At 44.2% G+C, this 18,240-nt stretch carries 11 protein-coding genes; all 11 read right to left on the bottom strand.

What is annotated here, in order from left to right; genetic code table 11:
• Positions 1 to 5 precede the first annotated feature (5 nt).
• The 11 genes from ACFQ3S_RS05245 to ACFQ3S_RS05195 all read right to left on the bottom strand — a co-directional run bounded on the left by ACFQ3S_RS05245 (position 6) and on the right by ACFQ3S_RS05195 (position 18,223).
• Positions 6 to 3,011 (bottom strand): SusC/RagA family TonB-linked outer membrane protein, encoded by a 3,006-nt coding sequence (locus ACFQ3S_RS05245; protein ID WP_377161969.1) that lies wholly within the window; start codon positions 3,009 to 3,011, stop codon positions 6 to 8.
• 124 nt (positions 3,012 to 3,135) lie between these two features.
• Entirely contained in the window at positions 3,136 to 4,980 is a 1,845-nt protein-coding gene (locus tag ACFQ3S_RS05240; RefSeq protein ID WP_377161967.1) for a glycoside hydrolase family 13 protein, read from the bottom strand.
• Between the two features lie 414 nt (positions 4,981 to 5,394).
• A complete protein-coding gene (locus tag ACFQ3S_RS05235; RefSeq protein WP_377161965.1) occupies positions 5,395 to 7,047 on the bottom strand; it encodes a UxaA family hydrolase in 1,653 nt (550 codons plus the stop codon).
• A 15-nt stretch (positions 7,048 to 7,062) separates the two neighbouring features.
• On the bottom strand, positions 7,063 to 8,568 hold the full coding sequence (locus tag ACFQ3S_RS05230; RefSeq protein ID WP_377161963.1) for a tagaturonate reductase: 1,506 nt from the start codon (positions 8,566 to 8,568) through the stop codon (positions 7,063 to 7,065).
• Positions 8,569 to 8,579: 11 nt separating this feature from the next.
• A complete protein-coding gene (gene pelA / locus ACFQ3S_RS05225; RefSeq protein WP_377161961.1) occupies positions 8,580 to 9,608 on the bottom strand; it encodes a pectate lyase in 1,029 nt (342 codons plus the stop codon).
• A 10-nt stretch (positions 9,609 to 9,618) separates the two neighbouring features.
• Positions 9,619 to 10,644 carry a pectinesterase family protein gene (locus tag ACFQ3S_RS05220; RefSeq protein WP_377161959.1) on the bottom strand — a complete coding sequence of 342 codons (1,026 nt, stop codon included), beginning with the start codon at positions 10,642 to 10,644 and terminating at the stop codon, positions 9,619 to 9,621.
• A 2-nt stretch (positions 10,645 to 10,646) separates the two neighbouring features.
• Positions 10,647 to 12,545, bottom strand: a complete 1,899-nt coding sequence (locus tag ACFQ3S_RS05215; protein WP_377161957.1) for a glycoside hydrolase family 88 protein — start codon at positions 12,543 to 12,545, stop codon at positions 10,647 to 10,649.
• Positions 12,546 to 12,764: 219 nt separating this feature from the next.
• On the bottom strand, positions 12,765 to 13,790 hold the full coding sequence (locus ACFQ3S_RS05210; protein ID WP_377161955.1) for a pectinesterase family protein: 1,026 nt from the start codon (positions 13,788 to 13,790) through the stop codon (positions 12,765 to 12,767).
• 7 nt (positions 13,791 to 13,797) lie between these two features.
• A complete protein-coding gene (locus ACFQ3S_RS05205) occupies positions 13,798 to 15,456 on the bottom strand; it encodes a glycoside hydrolase family 28 protein (protein ID WP_377161953.1) in 1,659 nt (552 codons plus the stop codon).
• A gap of 95 nt (positions 15,457 to 15,551) precedes the next feature.
• Complete coding sequence (locus ACFQ3S_RS05200) at positions 15,552 to 16,274, bottom strand: rhamnogalacturonan acetylesterase (protein ID WP_377161951.1); 723 nt, start codon at positions 16,272 to 16,274, stop codon at positions 15,552 to 15,554.
• Positions 16,275 to 16,414: 140 nt separating this feature from the next.
• Entirely contained in the window at positions 16,415 to 18,223 is a 1,809-nt protein-coding gene (locus tag ACFQ3S_RS05195) for a RagB/SusD family nutrient uptake outer membrane protein (protein ID WP_377161949.1), read from the bottom strand.
• Between the last annotated feature and the right edge of the window lie 17 nt (positions 18,224 to 18,240).

Below are 18,240 nucleotides of genomic sequence, written 5' to 3'. Positions count from 1 at the left end.
GTTTATTAAAAACCTAAGTTCAAGCTTAAAGTATAAGTACGTGGGCGTGGATAAAAGTTATTGTCGATACCCGATACAATCTCAGGATCTAAACCTTTGTACTTGGTAACCAAAAATACGTTTTGCACGTTGGCGCTTAAGTTTAACCTGATCTTGTTGCGGTAGATCTTACCAAAGTCGTAAGCTAAACCTGCATTATCCATACGTAAAAACGAGGCGTTTTGTACGTAGTAATCAGAAAAATACTGGCTATTGGTAAAGCCTGTTTCCAGTAAATTAGCATTAGCGTTATTAATTAGCTCACCTGCCGTACTAATGATGGTATTTTGTGTACCGGCGTTTGATTGCAGGTTGTTATACATATAGTTGCCCAAATGTGCGCGCAATACGGTACTGGCTGTCCATTTTTTGTAGCTGAACTGTGTACTAAAACCCATGATAAACTTAGGATATGGGTTATTATACTGGTAAAGGTCGTTTCCGTTAATCGCACCATCATTGTTCAAATCTTCATATACGCCTTGCAATGGCTTGCCGGTTTTTGAATCATAAACTTGTTTATACACATAAAAAGTGTTTGGCGAATAACCTACCTGGTTCACTTGTATGGTATTTCCGGTACCACCAGATATTGAGCCTGTAAGCACTTGAGATGAACTATTGTTGCCAGTAGGCGATAAGTTAGTTACCTTATTACGGTTGTAAGCCACGTTGTAGTTAACATTCCAGGTAATATCTTTAGTTTTTACAGCAATGGCATTTAAATTCAACTCTATACCACGGTTTGTCATATTACCTACGTTAGTAGCAGCTAACTGGTTGCTGAAATTACTTCCGGCCGGGATAAATACACGAGATAAAAGATCCTTAGTGTTTTTATAATAAGCGTCAATACTACCGCTGATGCGCTGATTAAAAAATCCAAAATCGAAACCAATGTTAGTGGTTTGTGTGGTTTCCCATTTCAGACTGGAGTCGTATGCCGATGGGCTATATGTATTATAAAATGTGTTACCAAATTGGTAAGAAGAAGCATTGGTACTGTTCTGAAAATACGTTGGAATATATCCATAATAAGGAATACCATCCTGCTGACCGGTTACGCCATAACTTAAACGCAGTTTCAAATCAGATAAAACTTTAGAGCTTTTCAGAAAGTTTTCATCAATCATGCGCCAGGTAAAGGCCACACTTGGGAATACACCATAATTGTAGTTGTTATCTGGTGTGAATTTCGACGAGCCATCAGTACGGATAGTAGCTGCTAAAATATACTTGGTATCGTAAGTATAAATTAAACGACCATAGTATGAAAGCAACCGGTATTGAGGAATATCGAACGCGAAATTTGGAACACTGTTGGTGATAACCGGGGCAGCACTATTTGTACCGTAAGAAGCGAAATTACGGTTAGATGTCCTGAAATCATAGTAACCGTAACCTGCCGTAGCATTGAAATTACTTTTGATAGATTTAAACGTTTCGTTATAGTTTAAGTAAGCCTCAACAACCGTATTATAGTTTTTTTGGTGGTATTGAGAACTCAAACCAAAACTACCAAATGATTGTGCAGCAGTGAAAGGCACATACGTGCTGCCACCACCTTTTGAAAGATCGTATCCTAAATTCACATTGGCGCGTAATGCTTTCAGGAAAGGGAAACGGTAATCGGCAGTGATGTTACCGAATGTGCGGTAAGTATCGCCGATATTGGTATTATCATTCAAAAGCCCAACAGGGTTACGGGGGGCGTTAGGGTTTAAAACCTTATCGGCACCGTACCATTCGTAATAACCATTATATGGTGAAGACGGTAAATAAACCGGCTTTGTTGGATCGAAGAAAACAGCCGCGCCTACGGCTCCCTGGTTTGCAAAGCGGCTATGGCCGTAGCTACCGTTCAGATTTATATCCAGCTTTAAGTCGTTGTTAAAAAACTTAGGACTTAAACGGATAGCTGCTGTACTACGCTGTAAGCGGTCGGTTTTTAAAATACCCTGCTGATCCAGATAACCTACCGATACGCGGTAAGGCATTTTGTTCAGCGTACCGCCAATGCTTAAGTTATTATCGGTGGTTAAAGCATTTTGATAGATCTGGTCTTGCCAATCGGTATTTACCGAACCTAACAAGGCCGATTTGTTGGTTCCTGTTGCGGTATCGTATTGTTTTACATAAGCACGTACTTCATCGGCACTCAACACATCAACCTTATTGCGCAAGGTAGCTATAGAGTTTTTTGAGGAAAAAGAAACCTGGGGCGTTCCGGCGGTACCTTTTTTAGTGGTGATGATAATTACACCGTTTGATGCCCTTGAACCGTAAATAGCGGTAGAGGCTGCGTCCTTTAATACGGTGAACGTTTCAATATCATCGGGATTGATTAATGATAAAGGGTTGGCAACGCCCGATATGGCATTGTTGCTCAAAGGCACCCCATCAACTACAATAAGGGGATCGTTGCTGGCATTTAGCGAAGCGCCCTGACGGATCCGTATGGTTGCACCCGCACCAGGCTGACCGCTATTGGTACTTACACCAACACCGGCAATTTTACCTTGTATTAACTCAGCAGGGCTGGTAGTTGTACCTTTTTGAAAATCTTTGGAGGTAACGGTAGAAATAGCACCAGTTAACTCTTTACGAGTTTGCGTACCGTAACCAATAACTACTACTTCGTTTAACGATTTAGTTTCGGGCTGAAGGTTAAAGCTGGCTACGGCATTGGCACCCGCAGTAACTGTAACAGTCTGCTGACCAGTGGTAAAACCGAAAAAACGGGCGGTAATGGTATAACTACCAGCCGGTACATTGTTAATGCGGAAATTTCCGTCTACATCGGTTGGGGCACCCAGGGTAGTGCTGGTTAAACCAACGGTAACCCCTGGCAAAGGCTGGCCCGTATTGTCCAGTACTTTACCTGTAATGCTACCTGTTTGCGCAAATGCTACGCACGATAGTGCCAGCATTAAACAAAGAAGTGCATACTTTTTAAAATAATTTTCTCTCATACAACTTTATTATTACTGTAAAAGCTTAATTGGTTTATAAATGGTTAAAACATATTGTGACAGGTTGGTAGGCCTTTAGCTTGCGGGCAGATTAAGAAGAGTAAACTTTTATCATATACTTGGTTTATTTGGTTAATTCGAATATGTATTGGCCTTTAGCCGGTACGGTCAATTTTTGTGTAACCGGTAATTGCTTGCCGGTAATTACATCGCGGCCCTGGGTATTATCTTTAATTACATCTTTAAAGCGAGCCATATCTAACGTTTGATCAGCATCGGTTCCGTTCAGGATCACTAAAATTGTTTGATTGCCTTTTGTACGGGCATACACATAAGTACCACTATTATCGGGTACGAAATGGGTGAGCTTGCCACTGGTAACAGCCGGGGTTGCTTTACGCCATTGCAACAGCTTTTGAATATAGGTGAACGCTTCATTCTGTTTTTCGGTACGGCCTGCGGTAGTAAAAAAATTATCCTTATCGCCAGCCCAGCCACCAGGGAAATCGGTACGTACGTAGCCATCGCTTTTTTCCTTTTTGCCGTCCATCAATATTTCGGTACCGTAATAAATTTGTGGAATACCACGGGTGGTTAGCAAAAAGGCAATAGCTTGTTTGTAACGGCTTAGGTCGGCATCATCTTTACGTACAAAACGGTCCAAATCGTGATTATCTAAAAAGGTAAGCACATTATCAATGTCGGCGAACATAAAGTCCTGGGCTATTTCCTCATATATCCTATACATGGCGCTGCCTTCGCCCCCATTATTATTGTTATGATCGAACGCGGTATTGGTGATGAATGTTAAAGGGAAATCCATCACGCTTTTTAAGCCTGCATCGTGCTGGTTCAGCTTGTCCTTTTTTTGCCACCATGCCGAAGCCGATGACCTGCCGTACCAGCTTTCGCCTACAATATTAAACTGTGGGTACTCAGCTTCTACCTCACGGCACCAGCGTACCATAAAATCGTAATCGGGGTACGGGTAAGTGTCCTGACGGATTCCGTCTATGTGGCTATACTCTATCCACCAAATGCTGTTTTGAATTAAATAAGTTGCCAGGTGACGGTTACGCTGATTTAAATCCGGCATTTCGGGAACGAACCAGCCATCGGTAAGTGTATTCTTATCTATGGCAGCCGCATGCGGATCCATAATGGTGTACTTGGCATGGTTGGTTTGCACATACTTACCGTTATTGTTGTTGATCCAGTCTTTTGCCGGCAAATCCTTCATCCAGGGGTGTGAGCTACCGCAATGATTAAAGATCATGTCCATAACCACCTTCAAGCCTTTATTGTGCATGGTTTTGGTTAAGGCAGCAAACTGCGCGTTAGTACCAAAACGAGGGTCGATGTTGTAAAAATTGGTAATGGCATAACCGTGGTACGAACCGCCCGGCATCCGGTTTTCTTGCACCGGGTTTAACCATACTGTGGTAAATCCGGCATCTTTGATATAATCTAAGTGCTGTTCTATCCCTTTTAAATCACCTCCATGGCGGGCGTTGGGGTCGTTACGGTTTACGTTTACATTTTCTAAAGCGTCATTAGCAGGATTGCCGTTGGCAAAACGGTCGGGCGTAATGAGGTATAATACATCGGCACTGCTAAAGCCCGCGGCACCTTCTTTAGTACGTGCTTTAAGCGGGTAATTGTGGGTGAACTTTTGCGCACCATCGGTAAATTGCAGCTTTACCAGTCCCGGTTTGGTTTGTGCTGCAATGTTGAGGTAAATGAAAAGATAGTTGGCATTATTTGTACGGGCAACCTCTTTAATAGCTACACCCGGGTACTGTATAGTAAGCATGGATTTACCGATGTTGGGGCCGTAAACCATTATTTGCAGTTGGGTATTTTTCATACCTACCCACCAATTGGCTGGCTCCACACGGGTTATTTGTGCGGCAAGTGTTTGCCAAACAAACAAAATACAACCCACAATCAGTACAAATTTTTTCATCATAACTTTTATTTCGCCCTAAATTTATTTCAGCATACAGCATAACAGCAACACAATATAATTGCGCTGAGACGTATGGCAAATTGCTGAGTATGAATTTAGTGGTTTAATTGGTTTACACTATTCAAGCCTGTTAAAGGAATTGAACAATACAAAGTAAACGAGGAATTAGATGAGTTGATATTTCTTTATTGAAAATTTAAAAAATATCGTATTATTATAAATTTAACTTATTGTATATCAGCACAATAATAATAAATTTTACAAAAAAAATATAACGGTTTTTATCACTTTATTAGCAAGTTTTCACCGTTACACTAGGTCATATTTACCGTGTTAACATCTGTTTTTTACAAATGCAAAAGCCCTTAAACTTAGTTCAAGGGCTTTTAAAATATAACAGAATTTTATTTTGTACTATAAAGACACGCCCCGCTTCCAGGGAATAAAATCATCCTGACCATGACGTACCGCACTTACTTCTACCTCGCCACTGGCCACCTGTATCACATAATCCAAAATACGGGCACCGGCTTGTTCAATGGTTTCTTCACCTTCTATAATGGTACCGGTATTCAGGTCGATAATATCACTCATTTTATTATACAAATTAGTATTGGTAGCAATTTTTACAACCGGCACAATAGGGTTACCGGTTGGCGTACCCAAACCTGTAGTAAACAAAACAACATTCGCCCCCGAACCTACCTCGGCCGTTGTGCTTTCCACATCGTTACCTGGGGTACATAGTAGGTTCAAGCCAGGTTTAGTTACCTTTTCGGGATAATCCAGCACGTTTACCACCGGTGATGTACCACCTTTTTTAGCCGCACCAGCCGATTTAATGGCATCGGTAATTAAACCGTCTTTAATATTACCCGGTGAAGGGTTCATATCAAAGCCCGACCCGGCTTCTTCGGCACGCTGGGCGTAAGTACGCACCAGGCTTACAAAGCGCTGAGCATCTTCTTCCTGTACGCAACGGTCAATGAGGTTTTGCTCCACACCGCACAGCTCCGGGAACTCGGCCAAAATAACCGAACCACCTAAAGCAACCAACAGATCGGAAGTATAACCGATAGCCGGGTTGGCCGATATGCCCGAAAAACCATCTGAACCACCGCACTCTAAACCAATGGTTATTTTGCTTAAAGGAGCCGGTTGGCGGGTATTTTGATTGGCTTGTATTAAACCAGCCAGCGTTTTACGCATGGCCTGCTCTACCATATCGCTTTCCTTACCTATAGTTTGCTGATCTAAAATATATAGCGGTTTGCTAAAGTTAGGCGAGCGTTTCTGAATTTCGGCTTGCAAAATACTGGCTTGTGCGTTTTGGCAGCCTAAACTTAGCACGGTTGCACCGGCTACGTTAGGGTGGGTGATATAACCCGCCAGTAAACCGCATAAGGTTTCCGAATCCTGACGGATACCACCACAACCACCGGTATGGGTTAAAAATTTAATACCATCTACGTTAGGGAATACTTTGTTTTCCAGCCCGGCTACGTCACTGCTTTCCAGTTCGGTGTATAACACTTCCTCAATACTGCCGCCCGATTTTACTTTGCTGATGAGCTGCTGCGCCTTGGTTTCGTACACCTTTTTACGGCCGTAACCTAAGGGGCGCAGTAAGGCTTCCTGTAAAACTTCAATATTACGGTTTTCGCAAAATACCATAGGTACTACCAGCCAGTAGTTGGCGGTACCCACACTGCCATCGGGGCGGTGAAAACCATTGAATGTGCGGCTTGCCCAGTTGCTTACATCGGGCTGCTGCCAGCTGGCATGTTTGCCTTGGGTTAGGGTACTGTTGGCCGCATGCTTTACATTGCTTGTAGTTAAAACGCCGCCAGCAGGAATATAAGCCTGTGCTTTGCCTACCAGCACCCCGTACATAATAATACTATCGCCGGCATTAATGGCATTAATAGCCACTTTGTGCTTAGCTTGTATGGGGTTAACGGTAGTTACGCTGCCACCATCATAATTAATTACTTCGCCAGCCGGTAAATCTACCAATGCTACCAGTACATTATCATTAGGATGGATCTTTAATATGGTCTGTCTCATTAAAATTTACTTCCTTTAAACTACTGCTTCTTTTGCTAAAATCTGTTTGGTTCCCTGCGATACGATTTGTTGTAAATGCTTTAATACACTTTCCTTAAAACCAGGAAGTTGACAAAGATCGGCATCCCACAAGGTTTTATTGCTTAACAAAGTGTAAGCTACATCATGCAAATCGGGTTTTTGCCATGCCTGTGCAAAAGTTTCGGCCTGGCTATCGGTAATAACATATTCTTCACCATGATTGGTGCCTATATACTTGCCTTCGGCATTTTTAGTACATTTCATAAACCTGATAAAGGCTGCAAAGCCTAAAGCAAAATGCTCGGGCACTGTACTGTGCGATTTATAGTGGTTTATTAATAACGGAATTGCCCTACCTTTTATTTTGAACGAATATTGGGCCGAAATACTGATCCACTGATGATAGATATACGGATTGCGGAACCTGTCTAACACCTTGCCTGCAAACTCGGCCGCAGCAGCATAATCTACATCGTAAGGAATAGCAGGGGCAATTTCCTTGAGCATCAACTGGTACACAAAGTGCGTAAAACCGGGGTCGTCCATAGCCTCTTTAACCGTACGGAAACCCGAAAGGAAGGCCATACCACAGCTCAGCGTATGAGTGCCGTTCAGTAGCCGCAGCTTTATTTCCCTAAACTTTTCAATATTGGGAACAATTACCACACCTTTATCTACCTCGGCAAAGGAAAGCACAGAACGGATATGCTCATGGCCCTCTATAGCCCAAAGCGAGTACACTTCCGATACGATACGCAGATCATCCTGGTAACCGTATTCAGCTTCCAGTTGTGCGGTGGTTTGCGCATCGGGCTTGCCGGGTACAATACGGTCTACCAGGGAATTACAGAAATGGTTATGCTCTTCCAGCCAGTCCATAAACGCGGGCTCCAGCTTGTTCAGGTGGGCCAGCTCCAACACAATGGCTTCCAGTTTTTTACCGTTATCAACTATCAGTTCGGCAGGTACGATCACCAAACCGCTTTCGGGGCTACCGTTAAAGGTTTTATAACGTTCGAGTAAAATAGCCAGCAATTTGCCTGGAAAAGATATCGGCGGACGTTTGGTAATATCATCCTGCATGAGTTGAATGCCTAATTCGGTAGTGTTAGAGATCACTATCTGCAGATCGGGGCTTTGGGCCACTTTTAAAATGCTATCCCAATCGCTCCCGGCCGATAGTACGCGGCTAATGGCCGAACACACAATCTGCTCATCAACTTCGGTACCATTATCAATCCCTTTAATTAACAGGGTGTACAAGCTATCCTGCTTATTAAAATCGGTAGCCGAACCGGTATCGGTTGATTTAACCACCACAATACGCCCGTTGAATACGCCGTTGCGGTTGGCTTTGTCTATATAATAATCGGGCAGGCCGCGTAACAGTACACCTGTACCAAATTGCAGTACTTTTTCGGGCAGATCAAAAATATCCTGGTTGGGCAGTATTAAGCCGGGGGCACTTATTTTATTTAAATTATATCGGGATAATATCATATTTTAATCTATCAGTTAATTCCGTTCTTTTTAATCCAGGCAGGGTATTGTTTGTCCAATATTTTTTGAGGCCATGTACCATACCAGGCATAACCCGTACGGCGTTCTTCTTCTATTTCGGCTACGCTGTATTTCTTTATCGCATCGCGGCCCGAAAAGAAAGGCTTATTGGTTCCAATTTCGTAATATCGTGCCCAAATAGTAGAGTTTGGGTCGGCTATTATAACGCCATTAGGCTCTCTGTCAAACCTCGAACCTTTGATCTTTACCGCATCAAACCATTCTACCGCGCTTTTTATGGCCATTTTTATTTCTGTTGATGGATTTGGTACGCGTATTAAAAATTCGACTATAGCTGCCGATTCGGAAGAGCTCAAACCCACCAGCTCAAATTTACGGGCGGCAACCGCTTCCAGCGTGTGCCTGTCATACTGCTGACCCCAGGCTGTTAGCTTACCATTAACCCTTACCTGTGTTTTAACAATACAATCTACCCCTTTGTTCACCGCGTTAGCCGCCGGCGAAACCAGTGTTTGATCAACCACATCAAAACCTTTGGTACGGTTAGCCACATTGTTCAGGATCTCCATTACGTTGATCATAGCATTATCGTTAAACGTAATCTGTGCGCGGTACAAGCTGCTATCGGGATAGTATTGCGGCCAGCCACCATTTGCATATTGCGCTTTTAGCAGGTAACGGATCCCCTTTTCGGCCGATTGCAGGTAGGTTTTGTTGCTGGTTTGCTTGTAAGCGTTAACCAGGTAGTTAATTTCCTTATAAGTCGCCGCATTATCAATGGTAGCATCAATGCGGTTAATATCTTTTAAAGTGGCCGCTTTTTGGGCATCGGTCAGCGTTTTGGTATAGTCTACCTTCACCTCGCCAACCGCCTTAGGCCAACCGCCCACACTGCGCTGGTAAAGCAGCATATTTTCGGCCATAGGGTCGGTTTTTGCCGAGCCGTTTGTTTGCGCGCTCAGGCTATTGGTAAAGCTTGGCAGCAGTATGGTAATTAATATTTTTATATAGCGTTTCATGGCTTTCTATCTACTTGGTGAGCGGGTTCCATTGCCCATCGAGCGCCCAGGTTGCATTTATTTGCCCCGGCGCAGGTACATTTTTAGCAGTGTTCAGGTTATTGTTAAACCAATCGTAATCTCCGCCGGTACGGTGGCAATTGTAATAGTACACCCGCTCACCAAATTTTACACCCGGCGAACTGGCGGCCTTAAATACAGGCGCGTTAGCCATTGTTGCGGCAAACGTGCAATTGAGCAGGTAAAATTGCGAATCGCGGTGATAGCGGCCCAGCTTAAAACCTTCATCACCTATAAATTTACAGTTTACCAATACCGTTTTCTGGTTAACATTGCCCGATCCATCATGCCAGATAGCGGCCTCTTTACTGTGACAAATAAAGGTGCAGTTTTCTGCATAAGACCAGCCACGAGGGCAATAAAAATCAACCCCGCCCTCCATGGTACAGTCTTTAAAGTAAAACAAGCCGCTGGAATTGTTCCACGGGCTAACCGTATCGCCGCCCAGGGCACGGAAGGTACAGTTCAGTACCTTTAAACGGGTGGTTTGAAAAGAACGCAAAGCCATTTGATGCCCGGTTCTACCAACTGTTTTTTGAGCATTAGGTTCGATAGCGGTTGGGCAGTTAATTAGCGTGTCTTTTTTATAACTGAAGCCGTACCCGTTAATTACCGATAAATTTTGTAAGGTAATATCGCTGCCACGCAAATTCATGGTGGCTACGCCCCAGTCGTCGGCATTACCCTGGCAACGCCATATATCACGCGCAATATCCTGTGTAATAACTACCCCTTTTTCACTTTCGCCTCGGAGCACGATGTGGCTTTGGATGATCATCAGTTTTTCGGCGTAAGTTCCGTTTTTAATTAATATCACCCTATCGGTAGTTGCCGAATCGGGCAGGCTGTTGAGGGCTGCCTGTATAGTTTTAAACTGGCCTTTACCCGCGGCATCTACCACAATAGCTTTAGGCTGGGTAAAACCTAATTGTAAGCCAAGCACCATTAAACCCGCTATATGCAACAGCCCTTTCATATTTATTTTGCAGTAATTTGCTGTACCAACCAGGCAACTACATCGTTAGCTGCCTTAAAATTATCGAAGCCGGCAGGCAGTTTACGGCCATCGGTATATTCGTTATAAAACCAGGGATCGCCTACGGCCAGCACCGCGCCTTTGCCATATCTGGCCATAGCTACGGCAACCTCCCCCTGATGATCGAGCACCGATTTACCGGGGCCGCTCAACGCAAACGTGCTAATCTCTTTAATATAGATCTTTTTAGCCGATTTAAATACCGGGTTGCCAACAGGTATCATTACCGCGCCCTGTTCAAATTTATTACCTTCCACATGGTTAATGCTGTTTTGTTTAAACGTAAGCCCAAACTTGCCCATGAGTGTGTTAAAGTTTTTAAACTCGGCATTACCGGTATCGTTATGTAATACCAGCAATACACCGCCCGCCTTTACCCAATCGCTTACCGCACTGGCATGGGCAGGTTCTACATACCTGGCATCGGGATTTTCTTTAGGTATATCGGGGTCAACAATTACATAGATGGAAGCCGGTTTTAAGTTGGCCGCAGTTGGCGCCTGGTACAGGGTAGCCAGGTTTAACCCGTAATTACTAAAGATGTGGCCGAACAACGAGAAACCATTATTGTCTCTTCCCTCCCATTTGTAGTGGTATGGATAGGCAGCACCGGTAATATCTTTTTTACGCTCATCGTTAAAGTAACTATCGAGCATTACGGTTTTCTCTTTGCCTTTAGCTAAATCGGCCAAACGTTCCATTTCAACACTGGCTTGTATAAACGCGCCAACGCCCTTGGCATCGTTGGTGACTACCTTTTCTTTCAGGTAATAAGCGTAACTGCCATCGCGGTATGGGTCGCCGCCTAAACCGGCCACGCTCACAGTACCGTTCAGGTTCACTTGTCCGTTGGCATCGGTAGTAATAAATTGTTTGATGATGCCATTATAGCCGGTTTGCGCTACTGCCTTAAAATAGGTTGGCAAATAATGTAACCTTTCGGCTTTAGCCAGCGCGTACACAAACATGCACGAAGCCGATGCCTCAAGGTAGTTCCCTTTTTCGGTACCCTTATCCAGCACCTGGTACCATAAGCCCGATTTTTTGTCCTGGTACTTGGCTACTGCCGTTGCAAAACGGTTTAAGATCACCAGCAGTTCGGCACGTTTAGGGTGATTGGTAGGGATTTGCTCCAGCACATCAACCAGTGCCATACCGTACCAACCCATGGCACGTCCCCAAAAATTGGGCGATTTTCCAGTTTTAGGATCAGACCAGCGTTCTTTTTTGCTTTGATCCCAGGCATGGTATAATAAACCGGTTTTGGTATCACGCGACATTCTTTCCATCAGGATAAACTGGGTAGTAATATCGTTAAATGCGGTGTCTTCGTGAAAGGTATTGGCATACTCGGCGTAAAAAGGCTCGCCCATGTACAGGCCATCCAGCCACATCTGGTTAGGATAACGTTTTTTATGCCAAAAGCCACCTTCGGGTATGCGGGGTTGTTTAGCCAATTGCTCGCGTAATAATTTGGCAGCTTTGTAATACTTAGGGGTACCCAATACCTGGAACAAGGTTAACACCGTACGCCCCGGTAAAATATTATCGATGTTGTAATCCTCCATTTTATAGTTGAGGATATTACCATCGGCGGTAAGGTGGTGGTCTACCACGTTTTGTATGTATTTAAAATAAGTATTATCGCCGGTTTGCAGCCAAACGTTTTCCATACCTTTCCAAACTACACCTTGCTCATAGGTCCAGCGTACTTTGGTAGCCGTATCGGGCCATACTTTCATAGCGGTTTGTGCCATGCGCTGCGACCAGGGCAGGCTTTGCCCCTGCGCAAACTGGAACCCCAGCATTAATAACAAGCATCCTAAAAAACTCTTCTTCATAAATTCGTTATAACTTATTAATACTTTATATATGATAAGACGGTAACAGCTTACCATGGTTTACTACCGGTTTTGCAATAGCATAATCTGCAATTTTACTCATAATTTGAATACTTAGGCTCTTATTCAGGCTTTAAAATCAATGCAAACGTTCCCAAAATATTTGCATTGAATTAAACCTTCAAATATATATGCTTTTTTGTCCTGCACTATCCTGATTTATCTTACGCCTTTTTTGCTTATAGCAACAGGTTGCCAGTTATCTTTTCCACCTAATATATTGTTGATGGTATATAGTTTAGCTTTTGACGCGGTTAACTGTTTTGACCACGCCACCCGCTCAGCGATTGCAGCACCCGAACCGGTATTTTTATACTCGGCATAATACGCCGTCCGCTCTTTATCGGGGAACATGGCATCGCCTTTCCACTCGTTCCAACCGGCTGGTATAATATGGCTGCCCATTTCAGTATTCATGAACACGGTTTTAGCATAAGGCCTCCATGGCCTGCCTAAAAATACTTTTTTGGCGGCACTATCGGCTATTAGTTTGCAATACATCAGTACAAAACCATAGGCTTGCAGCGGCGTGGTAGCGGCTGCGGTAATGTAAGAATTAACCAAGCTTTTGATGGTGCAACGCTGAAAAACCACGGTAGCTTCACCAAAAATAAAATCGGTGGTACCTTCTATATAACAATCCATATAAAGCTGGCGACTGGTACCGGTGGCTACATATAAAGTATCCTGATTACCCAGTAAGCGGCAGTTTACAAATATACAACGGTCGGCCTCTACATGCAGGGCTACGGCCTGGCCTACCCTACCGGCAGTATTTTCGATGGTCAGGTTTTCGGCCCTGAAATCGTTGCCTTGCACCAGTACGGTGTACGAGGTGTAGGTGGTCATTTTGTCCTTCCCAAACGCATCCCTGCCACCAGGCACAGGTTTGCCCGAGTAATCGTTATTACTGATGATGGTATTATCAGTACTTTCCCCAATGAGTGAAATGTGCGTTTTCCAGGTGGGTATCACCAGTTTCTCGCGGTAAATTCCCTTTTTAATGTGGATAGTTACCTGTTTTTGGCTCAAATCGCGCACCGAATTCACGGCTTCCTGTATGGTTTTATAGTTACCGCTACCATCCTGCGCTACGATAAGCTCGGTTGGCGGTAAGGGCTGCTGCGCCCACACGCCGGTAGCGGCAGCCAGTAACAATATCCATAATATACGCAGCGTTTTCATTAAGCAATTAGTTAGCTATAATTAAAGCTTTACTATCTGCACCGTTTTTAAATTCGGCTTTGTTTTTAGCTTTAAATACATCGGCATTAAGCGCTTGTATGCCAGCTGTTTTTTTACCGCTGATGTTAAACAGCAGATCGGTGCCGGTACCATAACTTAAGCCGGTAAACTTAACACCGTTACTATTTTGAATGTTGATTAACGGGTTTGTTCCTTTGCTTTCTATGTACACGTTTTTAAGCGTTATATCCTGCCCTTCAATAATATCGGCACCCCTGTCGGCCTTTAATACGATATTATCCAGGTGGATGCCTTTGATACTCATTTCGGGCAGTCCACGTATGAGGAGGCCTCGTTCGGCACCGTTACAGGCTACGTTACTTACATAAAAATTTTTAAACTGCGGGGTGCCCTCGGTTACAGGCGGCAATTGGGCATCGGCAATATTTTGCATAGTGCCCGGGTCTTTAGCCATATAATACATATCAAACAAAATAGCCTCGTGTACAATATCTTTCATGGCTATATTCTTGATGTAAATATTCTCTACCATACCACCCCTACCGCGGGTGGTTTTAAAACGCAGGCCAATATCGGTACCGATAAAGGTACAGTCGGTTACGAAAATATTACGCGCCCCGCCCGACATTTCACTGCCGATCACAAAGCCGCCATGCGCACGGTAAACGATGCTGTTTTTCACGATCATGTTTTCGGTAGGCATCCCTCTTTTGCGGCCATCCTCATCACGACCCGATTTTACACAGATACCGTCATCGCCGCAATCAAAAGTGCTGTTGTCAATCATCACGTTCTTACACGATTCTACGTCGATACCATCGCCGTTGGCCGCATTCCATGGGTTACGTACACGCACTCCCTGTAAGGTAACATCCTGGCACATGAGGGTGTGCAGGCACCATGCAGCCGAGTTTTGAAAGGTGGTATTTTGCAATAAGATTTTTTTGCAGTTGGTTAACACCAGCATGTTGGGCCGGTAATAGTCCTTAAATTCGGCTGCCGTTTCGGCCGTTGTACCCGGTTCAATGTAACCGGCTTTGGGCGTTTTAGCCGCTTTGGCATAAGCCGCCGACGGATACCAGGTTTTACCGTTCTCGCTCAGTACACCGCCCGATGCCACTTTGCGTTTCCATTCTTCTTCGGTTAGGCGGTCTTTACCTATTAAGCGCCACGCCTCCCCGTTACCATCAATTACGCCTTCGCCGGTTATGGCAATGTTGGTAAGGTTAATGCCCGATATAGGCGACTCGTTACGGTAAGCGGCATGGCCTTCCCAGTTACCTTCAATAATTTTAAACTGGCTTTTATCGTCGGTAAACTGCAGCAGGGCGGCACGGCTTACATGCAGGTTTACATTGCTTTTTAATACAATAGGGCCGGTTAACCATAGGCCTGTTGGAATTAAAACCACACCTCCGCCTTTAGTGCTACAGGCACTTATGGCATTGTTAATGCTTTTGGTATTGAGGGTTACGCCATCGGGTTTGGCACCGTACTTAATAATATTAAACGTATCTTTTTTAAAAACCGGGCGGGCAACCTTTGGCAGGTTGGTCCACGAATACGGCTTGGTTTGAGCGGATGCATAATCCATACCGCTCATTAATAGCAATACTGCAAGAGCAGTTTTTTTTATATTCAACATCGGGTAAGTTGGTTTTATAACTAATCTGTCAAAATCAGGTAATTGTGAATGAAGCACCTTGAACTGTATAGCCCTAATTATGTGCAAAAAAATTATCAGGATTTGGGTTTTACAATACGGTTGGCGAGTTCCAGCTTTAGTTCACTAATACTTTTAAGTACCAGTTCGGCCATGCGGCGCGCGCCCAATTCGCTAAAGTGGGTATCGTCTTGCTTACCACCAGGGTAATTGGGGTTTTGCCCGGGTTCCAGATGATTAAATAAGAGTTTGGATGGTTCTGTGCCTAATTGCTGTAAAAGCTGCTGGCTTTTAGCATCTAAATCAATTAGCGGCACTTTGGTTTCCCTGGCAACCTCGCGCACCAATTGCGAGTAGGCGGTATGGGTTGAAACAATATGCCCAACACTATCGAACTTACGGCGGGCAACCGGTGTAATTAAAACCGGTATAGCCTGTTTGCTCCTGGCTTGTGTAATGTAACGCATAAGGTTCTTCTTAAATTCGGCTTCGGTAGTATAACTTTTTTTAGTGGGTACTTCATCATTATGCCCAAACTGTATGAAGAGGTAATCGCCGGCTTTTATTCCTTCGGCTACGGGCTTCCACAAGCCTTCTGCAATAAAGGTGCTGGTACTACGGCCGTTTTTAGCGCGATTATCAACCGTTACTGTAGTGTCAAAGTAGTTGGCAAAGGGCATGCCCCAGCCGGTTTCGGGGTACGTGTTTTTCTCTTTAATGGCAATGGTAGAATCACCAATTAAATATACGGTAATGTGCTGCTGAGGTAGCGTAAAGGCTATACCTGTTATGGCAAGCATCAGCAATAAAACATACTTAATAACCGCTTTTAAACGTAGCTTTATACAATACATAAGCAAATTAACAACTTGAAACGCCAATAGTATAAAACAGAATAAGGATGTTACACACACCCTTATTCTGTTTTAAAATTAATTTATTAATAGTTGGGATTTTGTTTTAAACGGCCTCCGTAAGTATCTAATATAGCGGTGGTATATGGGAACAACTCGCTTTTATTAGGTGTAAAAAAGCGTGCTATACCATCCTGCAAAGGCAAATTATCAATAGATGCGCCGGTTATGGCACCAGTGGTTGGGTTTACTATAAACTGTAGGTGCTGGCGCCAGTCGGTACGGGTCCATCCGGTGGTTGGGCTTGGCACCGCAGCGGTAGTAAACGGGCTTGCCGAAAAATACTGTATTTCTTCACCACTATTTCTCCAATATATATACTGCGGTATGCTTGTGTTATCCCTTAACTGCACAATATTAGCACGCGCTTCGGCAATTTTAGTAGCCAGCAGGTTCCAACGTATCAAATCATATTTTCTGATCGCCTCGCCGCCAAACTCCAGGTAACGCTCGTTTACAATAGCGTTAAAAAAGGTTGTTTTACCGGTTGGTGTTACACCTATGCTGGCTTCATTACCTCTGTAACCTCTTTTGCGCACCTCTTCAAAGGCAGCAACAGCCGCGGGCGATGCCCCGTTATTGATCTCGTTATCTGCCTCGGCAAACATGAGCAGCACATCGGCAAAACGGATAATAGGCCAGTTGTAACCTACGTTTAGTACGGTACCCGGCAATAATGGGTTACGCCAGTCTCTTCTGAATTTTCCATTGGTTAACTCGCCCAACCTGCGTAAGCTTTTTAAATTGGTTGCACCAATAGCATAAATAGGAATGTTTACATCGCGGCGGGTATCTAAATTACCAAACGCATAAAAGTAGTTAGGCAACATCAGCACACCACCACCACCAGTACCATAGCGCGAGGCCGCGTTAATACTTGGGCCATCGTAATTACCCATACGGCTGTCGGAGTTGCTGTTACCACCACCGGCACCTACCTCAAACATTAATTCACCTGCCGGATCGGGTGTAAAAGCCGACACGTATCTGCGCCATACATCTTCATACACGGCGTTTAAGGTATGCTGATCGCGGCGGGCCATAATTTCGGCACACTCGTCGCGGGCAATGGTATAATATTTTAAGTAGTCGGCACGGCGTTCCATGGTTTTGCTATCGGTACGTAACGAGAAACCACCTCTGAACAGGGCCAGCCTCGCTCTTAAAGCTTTGGCGGCGCCCTTTGTCAAACGTTCGTTACGCACGGCCTCTGTGCGCCAAGGCATCAGATCTTTAGCTGTAGCTAAATCGGCTATCAGGCGATCGTAAGTAGAATCGCGGTTAGCAGCAGGAGCAAACAGGTTTTCTTGTTTGTAAGAGGGTATAAAAGGAGCCGGCACATCGCCCCAGTTGCGGATCAGTTCAAATAAAAACTGGGCCCTTAGTGTAAGCACCTCACCGTAAAGCCTTCTTAATTCCTTTTTATCGGCTTCGGTACCACTGGTGTATTGTGCCATTAAAGGGATTTGCTCTATACAAAGGTTTGCTTTTTCAACACCACGGTATAACTGGTTAAAAGGGTTGGTAAGCTCGCTGTTTGATACCTGGAGCTGATACCGGCCAATACCACGGCGGCCGTTATCTATAGCACCGCTTACAATACCTTCGTCAGAATCGTAAGGGTAGTAAAGGCTGATACGGATGCCATAACCGTTATCGCCCGATAACTCGTCATAAACACCTAATACGGCGCTGGTAGCATTTGAAACGCTGGAGAAAGCTTGTGCTAAGCTATATTGCGATTGCGGTTCTACCTCTGTAAATTTTTTACAACCGGTGTACGCGAGCGTAAAACAGGCTGCAATTGATAGTAAAGTTAGTTTACGTAAATCCATTTTATATGATGATTTAA

This window comes from Mucilaginibacter terrae (assembly GCF_042679325.1).
GTDB lineage: Bacteria > Bacteroidota > Bacteroidia > Sphingobacteriales > Sphingobacteriaceae > Mucilaginibacter > Mucilaginibacter terrae.
The sequence above is the reverse complement of the archived record's forward strand: the minus strand, read 5'-3'. Positions and strand labels throughout refer to the sequence as shown.